At 66.0% G+C, this 22,255-nt stretch carries 17 protein-coding genes; 10 read left to right on the top strand and 7 right to left on the bottom strand.

From position 1 onward, the window contains the following. The 5 genes from AE618_RS02215 to AE618_RS02195 form a co-directional block, all read left to right on the top strand. Positions 1-1,238 (top strand): hypothetical protein (locus AE618_RS02215; protein WP_210166438.1); only part of this gene is annotated, 1,238 nt, incomplete at its 5' end. A 118-nt stretch (positions 1,239-1,356) separates the two neighbouring features. Continuing rightward, positions 1,357-1,965 (top strand): deoxynucleoside kinase, encoded by a 609-nt coding sequence (locus AE618_RS02210; RefSeq protein WP_197280656.1) that lies wholly within the window; start codon positions 1,357-1,359, stop codon positions 1,963-1,965. After that, positions 1,962-4,115 (top strand): NAD(P)-binding protein, encoded by a 2,154-nt coding sequence (locus AE618_RS02205; protein ID WP_156330056.1) that lies wholly within the window; start codon positions 1,962-1,964, stop codon positions 4,113-4,115. The genes AE618_RS02210 and AE618_RS02205 overlap by 4 nt, the downstream gene beginning before the upstream one ends. A gap of 62 nt (positions 4,116-4,177) precedes the next feature. Then, the gene (locus tag AE618_RS02200) at positions 4,178-4,456 is read left to right on the top strand and encodes a DUF3850 domain-containing protein (protein ID WP_082364931.1); all 279 of its coding nucleotides are present in this window, start codon (positions 4,178-4,180) and stop codon (positions 4,454-4,456) included. Between the two features lie 8 nt (positions 4,457-4,464). Beyond that, a complete protein-coding gene (locus tag AE618_RS02195; RefSeq protein WP_054207430.1) occupies positions 4,465-5,010 on the top strand; it encodes an AAA family ATPase in 546 nt (181 codons plus the stop codon). Here AE618_RS02195 and AE618_RS02190 read toward each other — a convergent pair. The 4 genes from AE618_RS02190 to AE618_RS02175 all read right to left on the bottom strand — a co-directional run bounded on the left by AE618_RS02190 (position 4,988) and on the right by AE618_RS02175 (position 8,022). Continuing rightward, positions 4,988-5,434, bottom strand: coding sequence for an NUDIX hydrolase (locus AE618_RS02190; protein ID WP_197280655.1), 447 nt, complete (start codon positions 5,432-5,434; stop codon positions 4,988-4,990). The two genes, AE618_RS02195 and AE618_RS02190, sit on opposite strands and share 23 nt — an antisense overlap. Before the next feature lie 1,133 nt (positions 5,435-6,567). Beyond that, positions 6,568-7,263: a molybdate ABC transporter substrate-binding protein gene (locus AE618_RS02185; protein WP_054207428.1), complete on the bottom strand. Its 696-nt coding sequence runs from the start codon at positions 7,261-7,263 to the stop codon at positions 6,568-6,570. Between the two features lie 3 nt (positions 7,264-7,266). After that, positions 7,267-7,644: a molybdopterin cofactor-binding domain-containing protein gene (locus AE618_RS02180; protein ID WP_082364929.1), complete on the bottom strand. Its 378-nt coding sequence runs from the start codon at positions 7,642-7,644 to the stop codon at positions 7,267-7,269. 93 nt (positions 7,645-7,737) lie between these two features. Then, the gene (locus AE618_RS02175) at positions 7,738-8,022 is read right to left on the bottom strand and encodes a hypothetical protein (protein ID WP_156330055.1); all 285 of its coding nucleotides are present in this window, start codon (positions 8,020-8,022) and stop codon (positions 7,738-7,740) included. 210 nt (positions 8,023-8,232) lie between these two features. Between AE618_RS02175 and AE618_RS02170 the strand changes: the two genes are divergently transcribed. From AE618_RS02170 to AE618_RS02160, 3 genes are all read left to right on the top strand, one after another. Next, positions 8,233-10,278, top strand: a complete 2,046-nt coding sequence (locus AE618_RS02170; protein WP_054207425.1) for a heavy metal translocating P-type ATPase — start codon at positions 8,233-8,235, stop codon at positions 10,276-10,278. 109 nt (positions 10,279-10,387) lie between these two features. Next, on the top strand, positions 10,388-10,942 hold the full coding sequence (locus AE618_RS02165) for a cytochrome b (protein ID WP_054207424.1): 555 nt from the start codon (positions 10,388-10,390) through the stop codon (positions 10,940-10,942). A 184-nt stretch (positions 10,943-11,126) separates the two neighbouring features. After that, a complete protein-coding gene (locus AE618_RS02160; protein WP_054207423.1) occupies positions 11,127-13,448 on the top strand; it encodes a molybdopterin guanine dinucleotide-containing S/N-oxide reductase in 2,322 nt (773 codons plus the stop codon). A 5-nt stretch (positions 13,449-13,453) separates the two neighbouring features. Here the strand turns inward: AE618_RS02160 and rsgA are convergent, their stop codons facing one another. Then, positions 13,454-14,467: a ribosome small subunit-dependent GTPase A gene (gene rsgA / locus AE618_RS02155; protein WP_054207422.1), complete on the bottom strand. Its 1,014-nt coding sequence runs from the start codon at positions 14,465-14,467 to the stop codon at positions 13,454-13,456. A 223-nt stretch (positions 14,468-14,690) separates the two neighbouring features. Between rsgA and hydA the strand changes: the two genes are divergently transcribed. Further along, positions 14,691-16,172: a dihydropyrimidinase gene (hydA, locus tag AE618_RS02150; RefSeq protein WP_054207421.1), complete on the top strand. Its 1,482-nt coding sequence runs from the start codon at positions 14,691-14,693 to the stop codon at positions 16,170-16,172. Positions 16,173-16,372: 200 nt separating this feature from the next. Here the strand turns inward: hydA and AE618_RS02145 are convergent, their stop codons facing one another. Both AE618_RS02145 and AE618_RS02140 read right to left on the bottom strand, forming a co-directional pair. Beyond that, the gene (locus AE618_RS02145; protein WP_054207420.1) at positions 16,373-19,003 is read right to left on the bottom strand and encodes an AAA family ATPase; all 2,631 of its coding nucleotides are present in this window, start codon (positions 19,001-19,003) and stop codon (positions 16,373-16,375) included. Next, the gene (locus AE618_RS02140; protein WP_054207419.1) at positions 19,000-20,124 is read right to left on the bottom strand and encodes a metallophosphoesterase family protein; all 1,125 of its coding nucleotides are present in this window, start codon (positions 20,122-20,124) and stop codon (positions 19,000-19,002) included. Before AE618_RS02140 ends, AE618_RS02145 begins: the two co-directional genes overlap by 4 nt. Positions 20,125-20,439: 315 nt before the next feature. Between AE618_RS02140 and treZ the strand changes: the two genes are divergently transcribed. After that, a complete protein-coding gene (gene treZ, locus AE618_RS02135; protein ID WP_054207418.1) occupies positions 20,440-22,245 on the top strand; it encodes a malto-oligosyltrehalose trehalohydrolase in 1,806 nt (601 codons plus the stop codon). Positions 22,246-22,255: the final 10 nt, after the last annotated feature.

Raw genomic sequence — 22,255 nt, 5'->3', positions numbered from 1 at the left:
GACCCGGAGCCGGCGCGGCTGTGCAACCCAAACCAGCTCCGCCGCGCCGCCTCCTGACCGCCACAGCTCATCAAGGGGTCAATATTGGACGCCGATCGGGGGGCAACATTGCGCGCCGTTTGACAGTTTTGGCGAGAGGGCCGCGCCGCCTGCGAAGGTTGATAGTTGCGAGCCATTCGAAAGCCGAACCTCTTGTTGGTTCCTCTGGACGTGCGCGCTATCTGCTCGGGGCATTCTTTCATTTTCTGGATACGGGTGCAGGAGCCAAGTCCAACTTCGAGCCTATTCGGCGCGTGATCGCGAAGACCCTCTGCGATCTATATCCTTACGGGCCCAGCGACGGACACTTGCTTGGTATCCCGATCACTCGGCGCCAATTGCATAGTCTAAGCACCGCAGCTGCGGCGTACGGAATGAGCGCTGCAACAATTCGATCCTATGCCAGCGGCGCTCGAATTACGCGTCCGGCTCATAGCAAAGGGAATTCAAAGCAAATTTTGATCGACGCAGCTGCTGCGGACGCACTGTTTGGCGCGACAGGGCACGTTCTATCTGCCACCGATGTTTTTCGGATCCACGGCGTCAGCCTGCAGACGCTACGAGAGCTAGCCTCCCCTAGCATCCGGCTGCTACGGCCCATTGGCGGAAGGTTCAAAACTGCCGGAACCACGTACTTCCGCAAATGCGATATCGATGATTTTCGGGCGAGGCTCTCTGCACAATCGCGCTCGGATGCGCATACAGAAGTTTTACCGTTGACCCAGGCAGCGCTGCAATCCGCAATGTCGGTGGCGCAGGTGATTAAGCGACTGTTATCTGGCGCCATCGACTTCGTCGCCGTTGATGGGCATCGCGCCAATATGGGGGTTCACGTTGATATCGGTACCCTACGGAAAATGCCGAATTGTACGGCCATCAGAGGCTATAATCTTCGGGAAGCAGCGAGATACCTAAAGGTATCCGAGCCAGTGATTGCGAAGCTGTCGGAGCTTGGTTTGCTTCAAGCCGAAAGGGAGCGCCGATACCTTACCGGACGCTGGCGCATGACTTACCCCGCTGCCAACGTCGAGCTGTTCGAGCAGACTTACATCACGCTGTCAGCGCTCAGAACGCAGCACCGCTGGAATGCTCAGATGGCCGTTTCACAGATGAAGGCAGCAGGAATCCGACCGGCTTTGGACCCATTCGAAATCGGCTGCACCATCTACGAGCGAGCCCACCTACCTAAGCGTTTCTGACTTAGAAGGCTCGACCCTGTGAGGCGGCGGGGATGCCAAACTGGCCCCATCCCATGCGATATTCGCTTGCGCGAACGGGTGTATGCTAAGTGCAGACGTCTATCGGGGAGAAATTGGATTGGTATCGCTGAAGTCGCCCGCTAACAGGCGTAGCCCCAGGCAGCGGGTGGAGATTCTCGGGCTCTTCGGGGCCGGAAAGACGACGCTCGCTGCAAAGTTGGCGAAAGGCTTCTGCGATCACCTCGCCGAGGACCATACCCGCAATCCGTTCTGGGGAAACGACGAGGTCCTGGAGGTTTCAGGGCCGCTGCCGTACGACCTCGCTTTCCTCCTGCAGCACTGGCACGCGGCAGCGCAGCCTCCCGTCGGAGAACCGCGTTTGGGCATCTGCGACTGGTCGTTCGCCTCCGACCGCCTTTGGGCGTCGATGCGGAGCGAAGGAGACATGGCCGCTTACGATGCGGTCCATCGAAACCGCCTCGCGCAGCTGGGCGAGCCCGTGGGCTACCTCTATTTGCGACATCCGGTCGACGTCGTCGCCTCCCGTCTCGTCAACCGGGGAAGGCAGGTGGAAGCGCCCTTACTGAGAACGTTGGAAGAGGCTTCTCGCGGGCTGGATCGCTTGGCAGAGGAGTTGCCGACCTCGCGCGTCCTCGTCTGCGGCGACGGGTTCGAGCAACGCGATTTGCGGGCGGCGCTTTCGGTTTGGCTGGGGGCGAAGGCGTGAAACTGAAGGAAATCGTCGAGGCATACAGGATCGGTGACTTGCCGCTCATGGTGCTAGGAACGTACGAAAAGGGCGTCACGGTGTACGCCCAGCAGGTCCGCGCCCTGAACCTCGCGTACGGACTCGTGGAGGGCGGCACGGTTCCGACCGCACCCAGGCCGGCAGGAAACAAGTTCAGGATAGCCGTCGTCGGCGGCGGCTTCGCCGGGTTGACGTTCGCCGCGGCCCTCATCGCCAAAGGGGTCGCAGCCGACATTGACCTCTTCGAGAAGCGAGACACCCTGCTACCGCTGCAACATGGGAGCGACGCCAGATGGTTGCACCCGCGCATCTACGACTGGCCCGACTATGGCAGCAAGTCGCAGGTCGCCATGCTCCCCCTGCTCAACTGGACAGCAGGCCGCGCTTCGGACGTTGTCGTGCAAACATTAGCCGAGTGGGCCAAGCTGACGGCGCCGCGGGAAAGCTCCGCCGAAACGTTGGCGACGAACATCCGGGTTTTTTGCAATTCCCGCCATCTGCAGGTCGATCGGAAGAAGCACTCCAAGTACCTTCGGGTCGAATGGGTCGGCGAAAGGCGGAAGCCAGACGGCACCATAGACGATCAGCATCCGACGCCTCGCGGGGATTCGGAGAATTACAATCTCGTCGTGGTGGCGATGGGCTTCGGACTGGAGCGCGACGAAGCCCATTCGTATTGGCGAAACGACGTGGCGGGCCAGCCCGGGCTGGACGGTCCGCGTCGGACCTACATAGTTTCCGGCCAGGGCGACGGCGCGATGATTGACCTACTGCGGATTCGGGTGAGCCAGTTCCGCCAGGATCGCATCCTGGACGAGCTTTTCCCCGAGCGAGCCCCTCTGCTGGGACGCTTGAGGAAACTTCGGGATATGAACGGCGCAGCGCAGTTCGAGGCGTTGGAGAAACTCTGGCGCGACCCCTCACCCTCCGGCTTGCGCGTGGTCGGCGACGCGCTCGCGATGCGCCTTCGTCGCGACACCGAGGCGGTCCTCCACCTAAAGGTCCGGCGAATGGCGGATCTTTTCGGCAGCGCATCCCTGCGAATATCCTTCCAAAACAAGCTGCTGGTCTACCTGCTCTACAAGTGCGGCGGATTCGTTCCTTCGGACCACGACCTCGACCGGCTGAAGAGGGAGCACAACGTCGAGGATCGCCGGGTGATCCGCCGTCACGGCACGAACGCCAGGGCGGATTTGGCGGCGGTACTTTCGGACGGGCTGTCCGCTTCGCTCCGCGAGAAGGGGGAGGACGTGACCGCCGGCAAGTTCCCCGGCGAACAGCCTTCAACAATAGAGTGGCAGGGCGGCTTTTTTGGCTTCAGAGGGCAAACCAAAGTCATGAAGTCGCTTTCAGAGGAGGCGAAGGCAGAGTGGCGGAAGGAGTATCTTCCTGACGCCACGAAGATGATGGCGTCCGGGCTGTCGTCTGCGATCGCGGGAGTATTGATCGCGCGGAAGAAGCCGAGCAGGCGCCTCCGTGTCACGCTCCATCGCGCAATGACGCTGGGGCAAGAGGAACTGTTGCAGCAATGTTGCGAGTACGCGGGCCAGGAAATCGACGATACGCGTGCGAGTGCCGGTCGGACCCTGAACACGGGCGTGGCAACGATCGGGCAGGCATACAAGACCCGTCGAATCGTGAGGTCGCGAAAGGCCGTCGATCGCCAAACGTTGGACAAGGCTATGAACGACCTGAAGCTGAACGACGAAACGCGGCGCATGAGCCGCGACGTCAGTTTCGTGGCGGCCATCCCGATCTTGGAGCCGGAAATCGCAGGCGGTTTCGCGGGAAAGTCGCCGGTTGCGGGGATCCTCTATCTGGACGCGATGGACCCGACCTTCTTCCTGGACGACCATGACTTGGAGGACTTGTCGGAGGTCATTCGAAATTGGCTCCTGGCGATCGAGCGACCTGGCGCCTTCGGCCGAATCCAGAACGTGGAGCATCCGCCGACCGCCGCGCCGGCACGTCCGGGCAGCGTCATTTCTGACAAGGCCAAGGACGCGTTGGAGGTCGTCTTCACCGTCGCCCCGCCACAGGCGAAAGGGCCGTTCCACATCAACTTTGACTATACTGATCTGGCGGGTCTCTCGTCATCCAGCGCCGAATCTGGTACCGGAAGCTCATGATCGACCATCGAAAGTCTGCGGGCCGTCGCGACATAGGCACCGTCGGCACGGACCGTCTCCCCATGGAGCATCGGGTAAAGTCTTGGCCCGAGCTGTTCGAAGCTACGTTGTCCGGCGCCAAACGCCATGAGATGCGGCGGGCATCCGACCGTGACTATCGCGTCGGCGACATTCTCGTTCTCCGGGAGTACGACCCCACGGCGAAGGCGTATTCCGGCCGCGAACTGCGCATGAGGATCACCTACGTGACCTCAGCCGAATTCCCCTGCGCCCTGTCGGGCGGCGGCCTCCATCCCGACTACTGCATCCTCAGCGTGGTCGAAGAGCGCTCCGGGACCTGAGGGGGCGGATGCTGATCGCGCTTGCCGGGCATGCCGGATCGGGTAAGAGCACTGCGATCGACATCCTCCGCGAGAGCTGCCGTTGCGGGGTGGTCTACCTTGGCGACACGGTGCGGCTCGAGGTCGCCAGACGCGGCCTCGAGCCGCACGCTGAAAGCGAACGCGCCGTCCGCGAGGAACTTCGGGAACGGGAAGGACAGGATGCCTTCGCGAGACGCAGCGCCCATCGCATTGTCGAGATCCTGAACCGAGGCGACGTGGCGTTCATTGACGCTGTCTACCATCCGCAGGAGTACGCGTTCCTCGCCGCGGAGGTATCGGCGACAGCGATCCTGCTGGCGATCGAGACTTCGTTGGAAACGCGTATCGCCCGGCTCGCCGAACGGTCGAAGCGGCCGATATCTGGTGCTGACCTGCAGAGGCGCGACAGATACGAGATCGATACGCTCCGCACGGGCGAGGTCATCGCGAAGGCGACCCGGATCGACAACGACGGCACGCTGGATGAACTGCGGCACTCCCTGCGCGCGTTCATGCGTGATCGAATGCCTTAGAGCCGGTCCGGCGACCGGCGGATAGCCGAGGCATCGCCTCGAAAAGATAGGGTAGAATCTGGTTCTCTAAGCTCGGCGCAACCCGGTTAGTCACACGATCGGAAGGCGAGAACCACTGCAGCTCTTCGATCTCCGACATCGGCCGGGGGGGGCCAGAAAGAAGCCCCACATAGAGCCTAACGGTAACGGTAGTCGTCGCCGTTCCCGCCACCCGATCAGTGAACTCGCCCAAATATTCCAGACCAGCCTCCGACAAGCGGCAACCGAGCTCCTCGTCGATCTCGCGACGCAGTGCGGTTAAGTCGTCCTCGTTACCCTCAGGTTTTCCACCTGGCAGGATGTAGAGGTCAGAACCGCGCTTGCGTACGAGCAGAACCCTGTGCTCGTCGAGCACGGCCAGTCCGATCTTGATTATGTGGGGCATCGCGACCTTCCCCGAGTTGGACCCCATATATGGTGTGACGCGACGAAACTTGAAACAGGGATAGATCGAGTCGCTGTGGATTATCGCATTCGGCGCGCCGTGGAGTCTCGGCCGAATGATCCAAACTTCTTAGGAACGGGGCACGGGGCCCGAGCCGTTATCTGCTTCCACCTGGCCCGTTGTCTGTCCGCTCCATTAGCGCGAAAAATGCTGCTGCCCGCTTCGCTTCCCGCTTGCCTGACAAGCTCGTTTGCCGTGAGTGACAGATCGAAGTGCCGATAGCTGCAGAAATCCCCCGTAAACTCGCGTCGATCGTGACAGGCCAATTTGCCGCCACCAATTGGCATACTTTAGCACGGACCTATGGAAGAGGAGCCCTCACGGACAGTGAGCTCCTCTTCCGCTTTCGCTCCGGATTTAGCTGTGAAGTGTTCCGCGAGTTGAGTTCGCCACGACGGCAGCGCCCCATAGCGCGGAGACTTCAACATCGCAGCGCTATGGGGGGCGGTTCCAGTGTGACGCGACGGAGCTTCGTTCGGTTCAAAGCCGCAGCGCATCGTCTGCACAACTTGGCACTTTCCGGCGAACGCTCGTCTCTCGTGGTTGGTGGCGGGCGTCCCTCTACCAAGACCGTTTGTTCTCTTTATATTCTCACCTCGCCACGTGCTCTTCGCTTCACGTAAAAGAGGGAGACATGGCCGACCCGATTACCTTGACCTCGCTCCTCGTAGGCGCTGTCGACGTGCTCCCCGGAAAATTGGCTAGTCTGAACTAGAATTTTCCATTTATGATCCCGAGATCGGGACGAGGAGAGTTCCATGAAGGCATCCCAACGGAAGCGGCTTGGACTTTCGCCATTACTTCCCGTTACGCCGCTGATCGGGATTAAAACGACCTCATTTGCCTCTTTTACCATAGGCCCGCTTCGGCTCTGCAGACATAGACCGGTGTGATGGCTCAACATCTGCAAGTCGCATGCGCCAGATGGCCGCTTCTGGCGCTGAACGATAGGCGGTCTCTGGCGCATGGTCCGCTAACATCAGACCGAGCCATTCCATTTATGTTGATCCTCGAGCCAGCGGGCGCGCCGGCAGCGTAGAACTCATTCGCTTCGAAACCGACCGTTGGCGCGCTCAGACGAACCCCGCGCGCCGGCGGGCATCCTGGCTCGCCTCGGAGGTAACCAGTCTCACCAGATCACGGGCATTCGCCTCGTTGGCCGAAAGGGCGATCACGCCAGCTGTGTAGCGTGTCGAGAGGTCCAAACCTTCTGGCAGCGCGTCGACGAGGGACACCCCCGTCAAGGCGATAATCTCCGTCATCTGCGTGCAGCCGATCGGACGAGCCTCCGCGGCCTCCGAAAGGGTGGCCATGGCCGTCATGCCATTGGGGAACGTGCGCAGCAGCGGCGCGATCGCTGCTGCAATGCCGAGCTTCTCGATCACGCTGGCAAAGTGGACCCCGGCCGTCGCCAGCTTCGGATCGGGGAAATAGATCGCATCAGCGGCGAGAAGCGCTTCTCTCAGCGATGCAGCGCTGCCGACGCTGGGCATGGGATCGCCTGCCCGGATCGCGACAGCCGTCGCGACATCTCCCAAATCCGCGACGCTGTCGCGCAGGATGACGCCGCTCTCGGCAAGCTCTGCAATGATGGCGGCTGTCAGGATGACGACATCAGGCGCCGGCCCTGCTGCGAGCTTAGCCCGCATGGCGCCGACAGCGCCAAATGTGCCATCGATACCATATCCGGAGGCTGCAGCGAATGCTGGCTCCAGCGCCTTGACGAGGGCTTGTGCCGCACCGCCGCTGAGAAGGCTGATATTGGGCATCGTCTACTCCATCGCCGCGATGATGCGGTCACCTGTGATCGGCATCTGCCGGACCCTGACGCCGAGCGCAGCATGGACGGCATTGGCCAGCGCCGCGGCCGTCGGCCCCTGCGCCGCCTCTCCGGCGCCGAGCGGCGGCAGCTCAGGCCGCGAGACGATCTCGACGCTGACGGCTGGCACTTCGCTGAAGCGCAGGATCGGGTAGCTTTCCCACGAGGCACTGGTGACCTCGGCGCGAGTGAAGGTCACCGCTTCCTTCAGCGCCCAACTGACCGCCTGGATCGCGCCGCCCTCGATCTGGTTGACGACGCCGTTGGGATTGATCGCCTCGCCGACATCGACCGCGATCCAGAGCTGCGTGGCGCGTGGCTCCGCAGACAGATCGAACCCGCTATCCGGACGACCCTGCCCTCAATCGCATCCGCCTGGTCATGGCGTCGGCTTGAGGGCAAGCCCGCCTCGCGCGCGGTACCCTCAACTCGTTCCCGGCGGACAGCGGTGCCAGATCTGGGCAGCGGATTTCCCGATGGTGATGCGAACGCGAGTCTCGCCCTGCAGCACCATCTCGACCGGTGAGCCCACATCCTGCTCGTTCTGCGGCAAGATGAAACTGAAGCTATGCCGCGTATAGTCCCCCGACAGCTTCAAGCCGCGGGTGGTCGTAACCGAGGGACCGTCGATAGCCAGGCGCTGTCCGTTTTCGGAACACCATGCGCCATCGATCGCATCGGCACGCGCGCTGCCGGTCGTCGCGATCATCAGGGCCGCGAAGACGCCTGCGAACGTCAAGTCCCTGTACGTCATGACCGCATCCCTTCCCGACGCCGGCCGGGGCCGGCTGTGGCGTGCCGATGAGCCGACACGATGAAAGATGTCCGCGCCAAAGTGAAGCCCCGATTGAAATTAGAATAATTCCAAACTAGATAAGGGAGGCCAACCCGGCGTCAGCTCGATCGGGATGAAACCGCCATGACCACGACCGCTGCGTCCGCACCGCCGTGTCCTGCCAGCGCCCAGCCTTGCACCTGCTCCCGCCCGTTCGAGCGCGCCTGCTCGGCGAGCCCGGCAGAGCAAGCCAAGCGGTCGCCCGGTTGGTTCGGAGACAGGGTACCGCGTGCGCTGAGCCTGTTCGGGCACGACGTCGAGACGGTCGAGGTGCTGCGCGTCGCTGTCGTCGCCGTGTCGGCGGCGCTGGTCTGGTTTCGGCTGACCCGCCAGATCGCGGGCGTCGATCTCGTCGGTGCCGCGGGCCTGCTGTTCGGAGCCTGGCCGATCCTGCGCGAGGCGTTCGAGAACATCAAAGAGCGGCGCATGACCATGGAATTGTCCATGTCCATCGCCATCCTGGCGGCGGCCGCGATCTCGGAGTTCTTCACGGCGCTCGTCGTGACGTTCTTCGTGCTTGTCGCCGAGGAGCTGGAGCACCTGACCGTCGATCGCGGCCGGGCCGCCATCGCCGATCTGATCGACGTCATGCCCCATGAGGCCACGGTCCGCCGCGACGGCGTGATCGCGATCGTCCCGATCGACACGATCGTCGTCGGCGACCGCGTCCTGGTCGCGCCCGGCGAAAACATCCCGGTCGATGGCGTGGTCAGATCCGGCCTATCCTATGTCGATCAGGCCCGCATCACCGGCGAGTCGATGCCGATCAAGCGCAGCGAGGGCGACGCCGTCTTCGCCGGCTCGATCAACCAGTCGGGCGCGCTCGACATCCAGGTCGATCGCATCGGCCGCGACACCAGCTTCGGGCGGATCATCGATGCGATCGAGAACGCCGAGCAGTCGCGCGCGCCGGTCCAGCGCCTCGCCGACCAGCTCGCCGGCTACCTCGTGTACTTCTCCTTTGCGGCGGCCATCGTGACCTATGCGCTGACCGGCAATATTCGCGACACGATTTCGGTGATCATCGTCGCCGGCGCCTGCGGCGTGGCGGCGGGAACGCCGCTAGCCGTCCTTGGCGGCATCGGCCGCGCCGCACGCCAAGGCGCGATCATCAAGGGCGGCATGCATCTCGAAGCGCTGGGCCGCATCGACACCATCGTGCTCGACAAGACGGGAACGCTGACCTTCGGCGAGCCCCGCGTCGCGGCGATCCACCCGGCCGCCGGCCGCAACGAGGCCGATCTGCTCAGGCTGGCAGCGTCCGCCGAATTGCGTTCGGAACATCCGCTGGCCAGGGCCATCGTGGCGGAGGCCCGTCTTCGGGCCATCGCCGTACCGGAGCCCGACAGCTTCGACTACACGCTGGGGCGCGGCGTGACCGCCCAGCTCGGCGATGAGCGTATCCTTATCGGGAGCGTCAAACTGCTGAAGGCCGAGGGGATCGAGGTCCCCCACGACAGAGGCGGCGATGTCGTCTCCTCGGAAATCTGCGTCGCGGTCAACGGGCTCTACGCCGGATCCTTCGCCGTCGCCGACGAGGTCCGCCCCGAGGCGGCCGGCGCGATCGCCGCCCTGCATGCGATGAAGATCCGCACCATCCTGCTGACCGGCGACAACGCCAAGGTCGCCGAAAGCGTCGGCGCCGGCCTGGGCATCGGGACGGTCGAGGCCGGCATGTTGCCTGAGCAGAAGCTGGAGCGCGTGCGGGCCCTGGTGGCGTCAGGCGCCAGGGTCGCCATGCTCGGCGACGGAATCAACGACGCACCGGCGCTGACCGCCGCGACCGTCGGGATCGCGATGGGCTCGGGCACCGACGTCGCCAAGGAAAGCGCCGACATCGTGCTGCTCGCCAACGACCTGGAACGCCTGGTCGAGACTGTCAGGATCGCCCAGCGCACGCGCGGCATCATCTGGCAGAACTTTTCGGGGACGATCGCGGTCGATGCGCTCGGCATCGGCCTCGCCGCCTTCGGCTTCCTCAATCCGCTGCTGGCCGCCTTCATCCACGTCTCATCCGAGCTGATCTTCATCTCCAACTCGGCGCGGCTCTTGCCCGCCGCCGACAACATGCGGCTGCGACGGATCGCGCCGGTCGCCGCGGCCGACGATGTCGCGAAGGCCCCTACGTGATGGGAGCCGGCCGCGCGCGTCGAATCCGACCCTGGTCAAGGGCGCGCTGACACGTCACTGAATTCCCCTCACGCGCCCTGCGGCGCCAAAACCGAATGCGAGCCGCCCGATGCCTTCCACAGCTTCAGCACCCTCGATTGCGACGGGCGGCTACGACAGCGTCGCGCGCATGCTGCACTGGCTCATGGCTTTTCTGATCCTGGCCGTGTTCATGCTGGGCCTGCTGGTGGATGCGCTGCCCAAGGCCTGGGAGCACGGCATCGTCGAGACCCACAAGGTGCTGGGCGTCGGCATTCTGCTGCTCGTTGTCGTCAGGTTCGCCTGGCGCCTGATGCACCGCCCGCCGGCATCCGAGCCTGTCAGCCCGCTGCTGGATCGTGCGGCCTGGCTGGGACATTCCGGTCTTTATGCCCTGATGCTGGCCGTTCCGGTGATCGGGCTGGTCTACACGGCCCTGCGCGGACAAGGCATCGATTTCGGCCTGTTCTCGATCCCGCCGATCATGGCGCGGAACCGAGAGCTCGGCCGCACCGTGCGGGAAATCCACGAGCTCACGGCCTATGCCCTGATCGGACTGGCCGGCATCCACGCGCTCGCTGCGCTCTGGCACCATTTCATCCGCAAGGATGCGACGCTGTTGCGGATGCTCCCGGTGGCGCGCTGAGGACGGCGCTCGGACCCCCTTGCGGGGGGCCAGCTGATCGACCGGCGAGGTCGAGAGTATCCGAGCTTTCGTACACGTCGAGAAGGCTCATCCCGGTCATCCTCCACACGCCATCGACGACGCGCCGCGCCGCCGCTACATCTCGATCGATCGGCCCGGCAAGCGGCGCCACGAGGTCAAGCGGATGAATCGGACGGAACCTGTCAGCGAGCTCAGCGAAGACGGCTTCTTGCCGCATACCTCGCATTGGGGCGTGTTTTCCGCCCGCATGAAGGATGGCGAGCTCGAAGTGCGGCCGCATCCCGGCGACCCCGACCCCAACGGCATCATCCAGAATTTTCCGGCCGCGCTGCGTCATCGCGCCAGGATCGCGCAGCCGATGATCCGGCGAGGCTGGCTTGAGAACGGCCCCGGCCCCGACGAGAAGCGCGGCCGCGACGACTATGTGCCGGTGTCGTGGACCCAGGCGCTCGACCTGCTCGGTGCCGAATTGCTTCGCCTGCGCGACGGGCCCGGCCCCGGCGCGATCTTCGGCGGCTCCTATGGCTGGGCCAGCGCCGGACGCTTCCATCACGCGCAGAGCCAGATCCACCGTTTCCTCAACGTCGCCTGCGGCGGCTATGTGAGGTCGGTGAACAGCTATTCCTCCGGCTCCTCGCAGGTGCTGGTGCCGCACATCATCGGCGACTACGAGGACCTGACCAAGCGCAACGTCTCCTGGGAGCAGATCGCCGAGCATAGCGAGATCGTGCTGGCCTTCGGCGGCATGGCGCTGAAGAACTCGATGGTGGCGGGCGGCAGCGTCAGCAAGCATGTCGAGCGCGGCGCGATGAAGCGCGCCGCGCAACGCGGCTGCGCCTTCGTGCTCGCCGGCCCCTTGCGTTCGGACCTACCCGAGGAAGCCAAGGCCGAATGGCTCTCCTGCATTCCCGGCAGCGACACCGCCTTGATGATGGGCCTCGTCCACACCCTCGTCGTCGAGGGGCGGCACGATCGCGCCTTCCTCGATCGCTGCACGGTGGGATGGCCGGTCTTCGAGCGCTATCTGCTCGGCGAGACCGACGGCCAGCCCAAGGACGCGGCCTGGGCCTCCGGGATCACCGGCGTCGCGGCCGACGAGATCGTCGCCCTCGCCCGGCGTCTCCACGGCAAGCGCGCGCTCATCGTCGTGGCCCATGCGCTGCAGCGCGCCGAGCATGGCGAGCAGCCGGTCTGGATGGGCATGGTGCTCGCGGCCGCGCTCGGCCAGATCGGCCTGCCCGGTGGCGGCTATGGCTATGCGCTGGGCGCCATCGCCTATTACGGCCGCCGCTTCAACGCCGTGCCGGTGCCCACCTTCTCGCAGGGCAAGAACGGCGTCGCCGACTACATCCCGGTCGCGCGCATTTCGGACATGCTGCTGCATCCGGGCGAGAGCTATCGCTACAACGGCCAGACCCGGACCTATCCGGACATCAAGCTGGTCTATTGGGCCGGCGGCAACCCGTTCCACCACCATCAGGACCTCAACCGGCTGCGGCGCGCCTTCGCCAGGCTCGACACGCTCGTCGTCCATGAGCTCGCCTGGACGGCGACCGCGCGCCATGCCGACATCGTCCTGCCCTGCACGATGACGCTGGAGCGCGAGGATATCGGCGGCAGCTCGAACGACCCGCTGCTGGTGCCGATGCACCCGATCGTTCCGCCCTATGGCGAGGCCCGCGACGACTACGCCATCTTCGCCGATTTGGCGGAACGACTCGGCGCACGCGAGGCCTTCACCGAGGGCCGCAGCGTGCGCCAATGGCTCGAACATCTCTACGAACCGACCCGCGAGGGCCTGGCTGCCAAGGGGCTGCCGGCGCCGAGCTTCGCCGAGTTTTGGGGCAGCGAGGGTTACATCCTGCCGCAGCAGCCCGATGATGGCGGCCGCTTGCGCGCCTTCCGCGACGATCCGCAGGGCAAGCCGCTGCCGACGCCGAGCGGAAAGCTCGAGATCTTCAGCGAGACGATCGCGGCCTTCAGCGAGGCGGACTGCCCGGGCCATCCGACCTGGCTCGGCGCGACGAACGTGCCCGATGCGGAGACGCCCTATGTTCTGGCCGCCACCCAGCCGCGCCCCCGCCTGCACAGCCAGTTCGACTTCGGCGGCCATAGCGGCGCGGCCAAGTATCGCGGCCGGGAAGTGGCGCGGATGCACCCCGACGACGCGACGCTGCGCGGGATCTCCGATGGCGACATCATCCGACTCCACAATGAACGCGGCGCCTGCCTCGCCGGCGTGGTCCTGACCGACGGCATCAGGCGCGGCGTGATCCAGCTGCCGACCGGCGCCTGGTATGATCCGGTCGATCCCCATGACGACAAGCCGCTCTGCGTCCACGGCAATCCGAACGTGCTGACCCGCGATGTCGGCACCTCGGCGCTGGCCCAGGGCTGCACCGGCCAGCTCACGACGGTTCAGGTCGAGCGCTTCGACGGCAATCTCCCGCCGATCAACGCCTATGAGCCGCCGGCGGGGGCCTGAACGGCCTAGCGCCGCTTGCCCTTCGGCCCCCTCGCCTCGGGCGTCTTGGCCTTGTTCTCGGCGTCGAGCTTGCGCCAACGGGCCAGACGATCGGGGTCGATGCGGCCCGTCTTGACCGCCTCCTGCACGGCGCAGCCGGGCTCGTGTTCATGGGTGCAGTCGCGGAAGCGGCAGAGATGGGTCAGTTCGCTGATCTCGGCGAAGAGCGTGTCGAGGCCGGCCGCCGCGTCGCTGACATGGAGGGTCCGCATGCCCGGCGTGTCGATGACCCAGCCGCCGCCTGCGATCGCGTGCAGCGAGCGCGAGGTCGTGGTGTGGCGGCCCTTGGCGTCATGGGCGCGGATGTCGCCGGTTTGCTGCTCGTCCTCGTTCGCATGTCCGGCCAGCGCATTGACCAGGGTCGACTTGCCGACGCCCGACGAGCCGACCAGCGCCACCGTGCGCCCCTCCCCGCACCAGGGCGCGAGCTCCGCCGCGACATCGTCTCCCAGCGGATTGACGGTTGCGACCGTGAGCCCCCGCTGCAGTGCGGCGGCCTGCGTGCGATAGGTTTCGACGTCGGGAACGAGATCGGCCTTGGTCAGCAGGATCACGGGCTGCGCACCGCTCTCATTGGCGAGCGCGAGATAGCGCTCCAGCCGCGCGACGTTGAAATCGGCATTGCAGGAGGTGACGATGAACAGCGTGTCGATGTTGGCGCCTGCGAGCTGCGGCGTCCTGCTGCCCTCGACGCGGCGTGCCAGCACGGTGCGGCGCTCCAGCAATCGACGCAGCAGATGCGTCTCCGGCTCGACCAGAACCCAGTCGCCGACCGTGTAGTCGCCGGTGTTGGTATGAACAGGCAGCTCCAGCCGCATCGGACCATCCTGCGTTATCGCGCTCATCCGGGCACGATGGACGGTGGCGATGCGGGCGGGCACCAGCCCGGCCTCGTCGGGCTCGCACTGATCCGCGAAGAAATCCGACCAGCCCAGCGCGGCCAGCGAAAGCGTAGCGTCGTCGCGCTCGGTGGCGGTCACAAGCAAAGCTCGTCGTGCTGCGTCGTCATGCCCAGCGATAGAGCTGTGTTCGGGCGCGCTGGCAAGCGGCGATGCCGACAGGCGCCTATAAGCCACGCAAATACCCGGCGCCAACAGATCATAGCCCCCTGCGCCCGCAACGGCTCCCGGCTGGCTTCAGCTTTGCTATGGTTGAGGTCGCGACCGGCCTTGCTGAGTTCGCCAGACCGGCCAGGAGAACGCCATGACCACGCAGCCCTATGATCTGGTCGTCCGCGGCGGCACGGTGGGGACATCCACCGGCAGCTTCGTCGCCGATGTCGCGATCCGCGGCGGCACCATCGCGGCGATCGGCACAGGCCTCGGCCAGGGTGCGCGCGAGATCGACGCCACCGGAAAATACGTGCTGCCGGGCGGCATCGATACCCATGCCCATGTCGAGCAGGTCTCGGCCGGCGGGCTGCTCAACGCCGACTCATTCGAGAGCGCCACGACCTCGGCCGCCTTCGGGGGCAACACAACGCTGGTCTCCTTCGCCGCCCAGCATCGCGGGCTCGATCTGCGAAAGGTCGTCGACGACTATGCCGCGCTGGCGAAGCGCGGCGCGCTGATCGACTACGCTTTCCACATGATCGTCGCCAATCCCGACAAGAAGACGATCGAGCAGGACTTGCCCGAGCTGATCAGGGAGGGCCACGCCTCGATCAAGATCTTCATGACCTATGATCTGATCAAGGTCGACGACGAGCCGCTGCTCGATTTGATGCTGACGGCGCGCCAGCATCGCGCCCTGATCTGCGTCCATGCCGAGAACCACGGCATGATCTCCTGGATGGGCAGGAAACTGGTCGAGCGCGGCTACACCGCGCCGAAATTCCATTCCATCAGCCATCCGCGCGGCTCGGAATCGGAGGCCTTCACCCGGCTGATCACGCAGGCCGCGCTGATCGACCAGCCGATCATGATCTTCCACGTCTCCACGGCAGAGGGTGCCGCGGTCATCCGTCAGGCACGCGGACAGGGCCTCAAGGTCTTCGCCGAGACCTGCCCGCAATATCTCTTCCTCACCAAGGCCGACCTCGACAAGCCCGGCATGGAGGGCGCGAAATGGATGTGCTCGCCGCCCCCGCGCGAGATCGCGGACCAGGACGCGCTCTGGCAGGCGCTCGCGCTTGGCGACATCCAGACGATCTCGTCCGACCATGCGCCCTACCGTTTCGACGAGACCGGCAAGCTCTCCGCCGGGCCCAACGCGAATTTCAAGCAGATCGCCAACGGCCTGCCGGGTCTGGAAACCCGCCTGCCGCTGCTCTTCGACGCGCTGGTCTCGAAGGGGCGTCCTGAATTCGCCGGGCGCGGGCTGGAGGCCTTCGTCGATCTCACCGCGACGGCGCCTGCGAAAATCTACAATCTCCCCGGCAAGGGCGCGATCCAGCCGGGCTACGACGCCGACATCGCGATCTGGGACCCCAAACGCGAGGTCACGATCACAGACGAGGCCATGCACGACCTGACCGGCTTCACGCCCTTCGCCGGCCACAAGGTCATGGGCTGGCCGGAGACGGTGATCCGGCGCGGCGAGGAGATCGTCAGCGAGGGTACGCTGAAGGCCAAGCCCGGTTCCGGCCGCTGGCTCTCCCGCACCGGTGGGCCCGCCGCCGAGCCGACCGGCAAGCTCGTGCTGGAAATGGACCCGGCACGGAATTTCGGCGCGACGATTTTGTGAGCGTTTTCGACGAACGACATCGGCTGTGAAGGGCGCCGCTTTTGCCACGCCCTTTTCCAAGGTCATCCCGGGCGAAGCGAAGCGGAGACCCGGGACCCATTCCGGAACGCTGCCTCGAAAGGTTCAGGAATGGATCCCGGATCGGCGCCGCTAGCGCGGCTTGTCCGGGATGACGGCGCGGGTGTGCCAAGGGCGTCGACTCAGCCCTCCGGCACCCACGGCACCATGCGCAGGATGTTGCCGCCGAGCTGCGCGAAGGCCCGCTGACGACAGGAGAACACGATGATCTGCTGCCCACTGGCCTGCCGGTGCAGCGCGTCGAACATCCGCTCGATGCGGTCGTCGTCGGAGTAGACCAGCGCGTCGTCGAGGATGACCGGCGCCGGCTGGCCATCCTTCGCCAGCAGCCGCGCGAAGGCGAGCCGCGTCAGCACGGCGAGCTGCTCGCGCATGCCGCCGCTGAGCACGCCGACGGGCTCCTCCAGCCCGTTGCGGCTGACGGTGCGGGGCAGCAGCGTGTCCTCGTCGAAGGTCACGGTCGCATCCTCGAAGAGCAGACCGAGCAGAGGCCGCAATTCGCTCATGACCGGCGCGAAATAATGGTCGCGAGCCTCCGCCCTGGCGGCGTCGAGCGCTTCGCGCAGCCTTGTCAGCAGCGCAACCTCGCGCTCCAGCCCGGCCAGCCGCTTCTGCGCCGCCGCCAGCCGGTCGGCAGCCTCCTGCCAGACTTCCTCGATCGCGTCGTTGGAGCGCGCGCCGATCAGGGCGTTCAGGCCCGCGGCGTCCTCGCGCTGCGTAGCGATCTCAGCCGCAGCGGCATCGACCACCGAGCGCATCCGCCGGAATTTCGCCTCGGCACCGGCCAGGTCGATCGCGCCGGCGCGCAACGCCTCGACCTGCGCATGCGCGGTCGCGAAGACCGCTTCAGCCTCAGCCAGAGCTGCGGCAAGCGCCGTCTCCTGCGCCTGCCGACCCGCTTCAGCGCCAAGCATGGCGGCCAAGCCGGCAAGCTCGGAGGCGACGCTCGCCAGCGCCCGCTCGGCTGTGACGACGGTGGCGCCGGCGGCGTCACGGGCGGCCTGCGCCTCGCGCTGCGCCTGGCGTGAAGCTGAAACGCGCGCCTCCGCCGCAGCCAGCGCCGTTCGCATCGCCTCGGGATCACCCTTGACCTCGACCGAGCCGGCGCTCTGTGCCTCCAGCCTTGCGATGGTCTCTCGCAGGGCCGCCAGCCCCTGCGGCGCGAGCAGGGCCAGGCGCTGCTGAGCCAGGTCGAGCCGGCCGGTCAGGTCGCGGATCGCGCTCTCGCGCTGGCGCGCCTCGATCAGGCTGCCGACACCGAGCGCAGCCAGCAGCGTCATGCGTTTCGCCTCGGCCTGGGCCAATTCGTCATGCCCGTCCCTGCCCTGCGGCAAGGTCAGGGTCAGCCGCCCAACGCCATCGATTTCCAGCGCCGCGCTGCGCGTCAGGGCGCGCTCTTCGCCATCGGCCAGCGCCACACCGTCGAGCCCCACCGCACCCGACACACCCGGCTGATATGTCACCCGCAGCATCGGCACGCGCGCCGCGATCACAGCCCGCAGCCCGACCAGCTCGGTCTCGATCGCCTCCAATTGCTTGACGACGTTGGCCGGCAGAGCCAGGGCCTTCAACTCGGCCTGAATGGCCTCGACCTCTCCCCGCCCCGCTTCCGCTTTCGCATGCGATTGCTGCAGCCCGGCGAGATGCTCTGCCGCATCGCGGGCCCGCATCGATATTTCTAGCCGGCTTAGTAAATTACGCGCCTCGCGTTCCCGGCTTTCGGCCGTGTCGACCGCCGTGGCGGCGGCCTGCCCGGCATCGCCCGCCTCGCGTTGGTGCGCCAGCGCCTCGTCGCGCTGGTGCCTGCCATCAGCCTCGAGATCGTGCAGCACGGCAAACCGCGCCCAGTTCCGGCGATGGCCGTCGAGAGCCAGGCTTGCCGCATCCAGTCGATTGCGTGCCAGGGCCGCCTCGACCTCGGCGGTCTTCAGCGCTTCGCCATGTGCCCTGGCCGCGGTCAGTGCGGCCTCAGCCTGTGCCAGATCGTGCAGGCGTACCGCCTGCTGCTCGGGATCTTCCAGCTCGGCCAGCCGGGCGCGCAGCGACCGGCGCTTGTCCAGCGCCTCGCGCAACTCGCGAAGCTCGGATGACAGCCGCCGCTCGGTCTCGATCAGCCGGTCGCGCTCGTCGATGGCCTGCGCATAGGGACCGCCGGCCTTGGGCCGTCCGGTCGCGGTGACCAACTGCGAGAGTTCCTCCTCGCATTGGGCGACAGCCTGCGCCATCCGGCGCCCGCCGGTCAGCGTCTCGACCTCGCCCTGCACCGAGGTCAGCACCGACTCGCGCGCCCGTTTCTCACCCTCCTCGTCGCTCTTGGCGCGACGCTCGATGCCGGTGATTCCCTGGCGCACCCACAGCAGCCCGGCCGGGCCGGTCGTGCCACCCTGCACGAGCCCCGCGATGAAACGCTCGGCCTCGTCGGCCTGCGCCAGGAGGCGCCCCGAGGCGAGGTCGCGCACCATCGCGCGCCTGCCGCCATAGAACTGCTTGGTCAGGCGGAAAGCGCCCTGCCCGGTCAGGATGTCGGCTTCGACCATCGGGTTGCCGCCGCTATAGGGCCGCAAGCCCTGCACTGCGCCGGGCGTGCCGGTATGCGGCTGGAAGAACAGCGCGTGTAGCGAGTCGAAACAGGTCGACTTGCCGAACTCGTTGGCGGCGCAAAGCACGTTGACGCCGTCGCCGATGCCCTCGACGGCAATGCCGCGCCCGGCGAAGCGCCGGACATTGTGGAGCCGCAGCGCCGTCAGCTTCATGACGGCATCGCTTCGCAATAGGAGAATAGCCTGACCAGTGCGTCGCGCGCGGTCTGGCGCTCGCCGGCAGCGCGGCTTTCATCGACGCTATCCGCCAGCAGCCTGTCGGCGGCATGGCGGAGCGCTCCGGCGCGGTCGATGGCGTCGAGATCCGCGCTTTCGCAATCGGTCGCCAGGCCTTCGGTCTCCAGCACGAGGCGGGCAAATTCGGGCGCCACCGCAGCAACCGCCGCATCGAGCGCGGCGCGCGCCTGCGGCCGCAGGCGTCCCGAGGCGACGACGCGCAAAAGGCTCTGCCGACGCAGGCTCCCCTGGGGCAGAAGCTGGGCCAACACCATCGCAGCGTCGTCCCCGGAGAGCAGTTCCAGCGGCAGCGTGCGCCAGTCGAAGCTGCCGGTCTCGACCGGGACCACATCTGGCACGGCGCCTGGGCCCGTGAGCGACACCAGCAAAGCGCCCCCCGGCCCGTCATGCTTGAAGCGGTCGGGCTCCGGCGCGCCGCTGTACCAGCTTCGCGCATTGATCCGCATCTGGCCATGCCAGTCCCCGAGCGCAAGATAGTCGAGCCCCGATCGCGCAGCGCGGTCAGGTGCAATGATGTCGAGTCCGCCTCCATCCTCCGAAAAGCTCTGGATCGCGCCATGGGCGAGCCCGATGCGCAGCGCGCCGTCCGGCGTTGCGGCCCGGTCCATCCAGTCGGTCAGGTCGCGACCGGGGCGGCGCGTCGTGCAGGGCGCCGGCAGGAGCACGACTCCGGGCTCCAGCTCTATCGGATCGGGTTCGACAGCGAGGATAACGTTAGCCGGCAACGCAACGCGTGCCGCCGCCCATAATTCGTCCGCGAGCAGCGAATCGTGATTGCCGGGCAGGATGATCCAGCGCAGCGGCGCATGGCCCGCCATCGCGGCGAGCGCCTGGCGCAGTATGGCAGGGCTCGGCGTCTCCGTGTCGAAGCAGTCGCCGGCGAGCAGGAGCGTGCCCGCGCCGCCGGCTCGCGCCTGTGCGGCCAGCCGGTCGAGCACGGTATGGCGGGCATCGCGCAGACGTCCGCGCAGCTCCTCCGGCATCGAGCCGAAGCGCTTGCCGATATGCAGGTCGGAGGAGTGGATGAAGCGGAACATGTAGCCTCGTGCCGAGTCGGAGCGAAATCCGCTCCCTCTTCATCAGCACAGAGCGGGCTCTTCGCCAAGGCGGCCCCGGTGCGGGGCATACCGGTTGAAGCGACCGGCAGGGGTCGTGCAGCCACCGGCCTCCTGGGCCTCGAACTCATCCCACTCTATGGCATCAGCCCTGGGGTTCCCGACGGCACCTCGGAATGGTCACCGGGGCCTGACGATCGGGAGAGACGCCAATTGCAGGCACCGCTGCAACCCCAGCGGCCCCCATTCGTTACTGCATGATCCCCCTCTCGGACGACACTGCAAAGGAAGCCTAGAATGGGTCGCGCCCACAGAATGCCTTTCGGGGCGCAAATCACCGACGGAGGAGTCCAGTTTTCACTGTGGGCGCCCTCCGCCGGGACCGTCACCCTCCATGTCGGGGATCGCCGACTGACCATGACGCCCGAAAAGGGCGGCTGGCACCGACTGACCTGCCCCGGCGTTGCAGCGGGTGCGCTGTACCGGTTCAGCATCGACGGCGATCTCGAGATCCCCGACCCGGCCTCGCGCTTCCAGCCCAGCGACGTCGATGGGCCGAGCATGGTGGTCGATCCCGAAGCCTTCGCCTGGAGCGACAGCGAATGGAACGGACGCCCCTGGGAGGAAACGGTGCTCTACGAAGCGCATGTCGGCACGGCGACCCCTGAGGGTACGTTCGCCGCTCTCGCAGGGAAACTCGACCATCTGCGCGATCTCGGCGTGACCGCGCTCGAACTTCTCCCGATCGCCGATTTTCCCGGCGACCGCGGCTGGGGCTATGACGGCGTGCTGCATTATGCGCCCGACCATGCCTATGGCTCGCCCGACGATCTCAAGCGACTGGTCGACGAGGCGCATCGGCGCGGGATCATGGTGTTCCTCGACGTCGTCTACAACCACTTCGGGCCGTCGGGAAACTACCTGCCTGTTTATGCGCAGAGCTTCTTCACCGAGCGCCATCAGACGCTCTGGGGCGCGGGCATTGCTTATGACGGCGAGGCGGCGCATGTCGTGCGCGACTACTTCATCCACAACGCCCTGTACTGGCTCGAGGAATACCACTTCGACGGGCTGCGCTTCGACGCCGTCCATGCCATCGCCGACGACAGCGACACGCATTTCATCGCCGATCTGGCCGAGCGCATCAGAACGAGCCTGCCGCAACGCCGTGTCCATCTCGTGCTGGAAAACAACGCCAACGAGGTGCGCTGGCTGGAGCGGGACGACAGCCAGTCCCCTCTTCTCCATACGGCGCAGTGGAACGACGACATCCATCATGCCTGGCACCGGCTGCTGACCGGCGAGAAGGAAGGCTACTACGCGGACTACGAGGAGCCGGTGCGCCATCTCGGGCGCTGTCTGGCGGAAGGGTTCGCCTATCAGGGCGAAGTGTCGGCGCATGACGGCATCGCGCGCGGCGAACGCTCCGCTCACCTGCCGCCCTCCGCCTTCGTCGCGTTCCTCCAGAATCACGACCAGATCGGCAACCGCGCCTTCGGCGAGCGGATCGGGGCCCTGGCCGAGCCGGCGAAGCTTTCGCTGGCCAGGGCTGGCCTGCTGCTCTCACCCCAGATACCGCTGCTTTTCATGGGCGAGGAATGGAGCGCTTCCACCCCTTTCCAGTATTTCGTCGATTTCGCCGATCCCGACTTGTCGACCGCCATACGCGACGGGCGGCGGCGCGAGTTCGCTGGCTTTGGCGCCTTCACGGACGAGGCTGCGGAGGACGCCATCCCCGACCCGACCTCGGAGCGGACCTTCGCGCAGTCGCGGCTGGACTGGAGCGAAACCGAACAGGTCGGTCACAAGGAGGTTCTGGCGGAGACCCGGGACCTGCTGCGCATCCGGCACGAGACGATCACGCCGATTGCCAGCAGCACCTATGAGGGCGCGTCGTGGGAGCGGCCCGTGCCCGAAGCGATCGACGTGCAATGGCGGTTCGCTGCCGGCAGCCTGCGGTTCATCGCGAATTTCGGCCAGCAGGAGGTGAGGTTCGGGCGAAGCCCCGGAGACACGGTCGTCTGGGCGAGCCGGGACGACGCGCTTGGCGACGAGATGAACCTGGCCAGCTGGACCGGCGTCATGCTGCTCGATCGTCGGTAAGCCGACCGGA

It is taken from the genome of Allobosea vaviloviae (assembly GCF_001298265.1).
Lineage (GTDB): Bacteria > Pseudomonadota > Alphaproteobacteria > Rhizobiales > Beijerinckiaceae > Allobosea > Allobosea vaviloviae_B.
The sequence above is the reverse complement of the archived record's forward strand: the minus strand, read 5'-3'. Positions and strand labels throughout refer to the sequence as shown.

Coding starts and splice junctions, on each gene's coding strand:
- AE618_RS02200 (WP_082364931.1), top strand. CDS start 4,178: ATGGAGCATCGGGTAAAGTCTTGGCCCGAGCTGTTCGAAGCTACGTTG.
- AE618_RS02195 (WP_054207430.1), top strand. CDS start 4,465: ATGCTGATCGCGCTTGCCGGGCATGCCGGATCGGGTAAGAGCACTGCG.
- AE618_RS02190 (WP_197280655.1), bottom strand. CDS start 5,434: ATGCCCCACATAATCAAGATCGGACTGGCCGTGCTCGACGAGCACAGG.
- AE618_RS02185 (WP_054207428.1), bottom strand. CDS start 7,263: ATGCCCAATATCAGCCTTCTCAGCGGCGGTGCGGCACAAGCCCTCGTC.
- AE618_RS02175 (WP_156330055.1), bottom strand. CDS start 8,022: ATGATCGCGACGACCGGCAGCGCGCGTGCCGATGCGATCGATGGCGCA.
- AE618_RS02170 (WP_054207425.1), top strand. CDS start 8,233: ATGACCACGACCGCTGCGTCCGCACCGCCGTGTCCTGCCAGCGCCCAG.
- AE618_RS02165 (WP_054207424.1), top strand. CDS start 10,388: ATGCCTTCCACAGCTTCAGCACCCTCGATTGCGACGGGCGGCTACGAC.
- AE618_RS02160 (WP_054207423.1), top strand. CDS start 11,127: ATGAATCGGACGGAACCTGTCAGCGAGCTCAGCGAAGACGGCTTCTTG.
- hydA (WP_054207421.1), top strand. CDS start 14,691: ATGACCACGCAGCCCTATGATCTGGTCGTCCGCGGCGGCACGGTGGGG.
- AE618_RS02145 (WP_054207420.1), bottom strand. CDS start 19,003: ATGAAGCTGACGGCGCTGCGGCTCCACAATGTCCGGCGCTTCGCCGGG.
- AE618_RS02140 (WP_054207419.1), bottom strand. CDS start 20,124: ATGTTCCGCTTCATCCACTCCTCCGACCTGCATATCGGCAAGCGCTTC.
- treZ (WP_054207418.1), top strand. CDS start 20,440: ATGGGTCGCGCCCACAGAATGCCTTTCGGGGCGCAAATCACCGACGGA.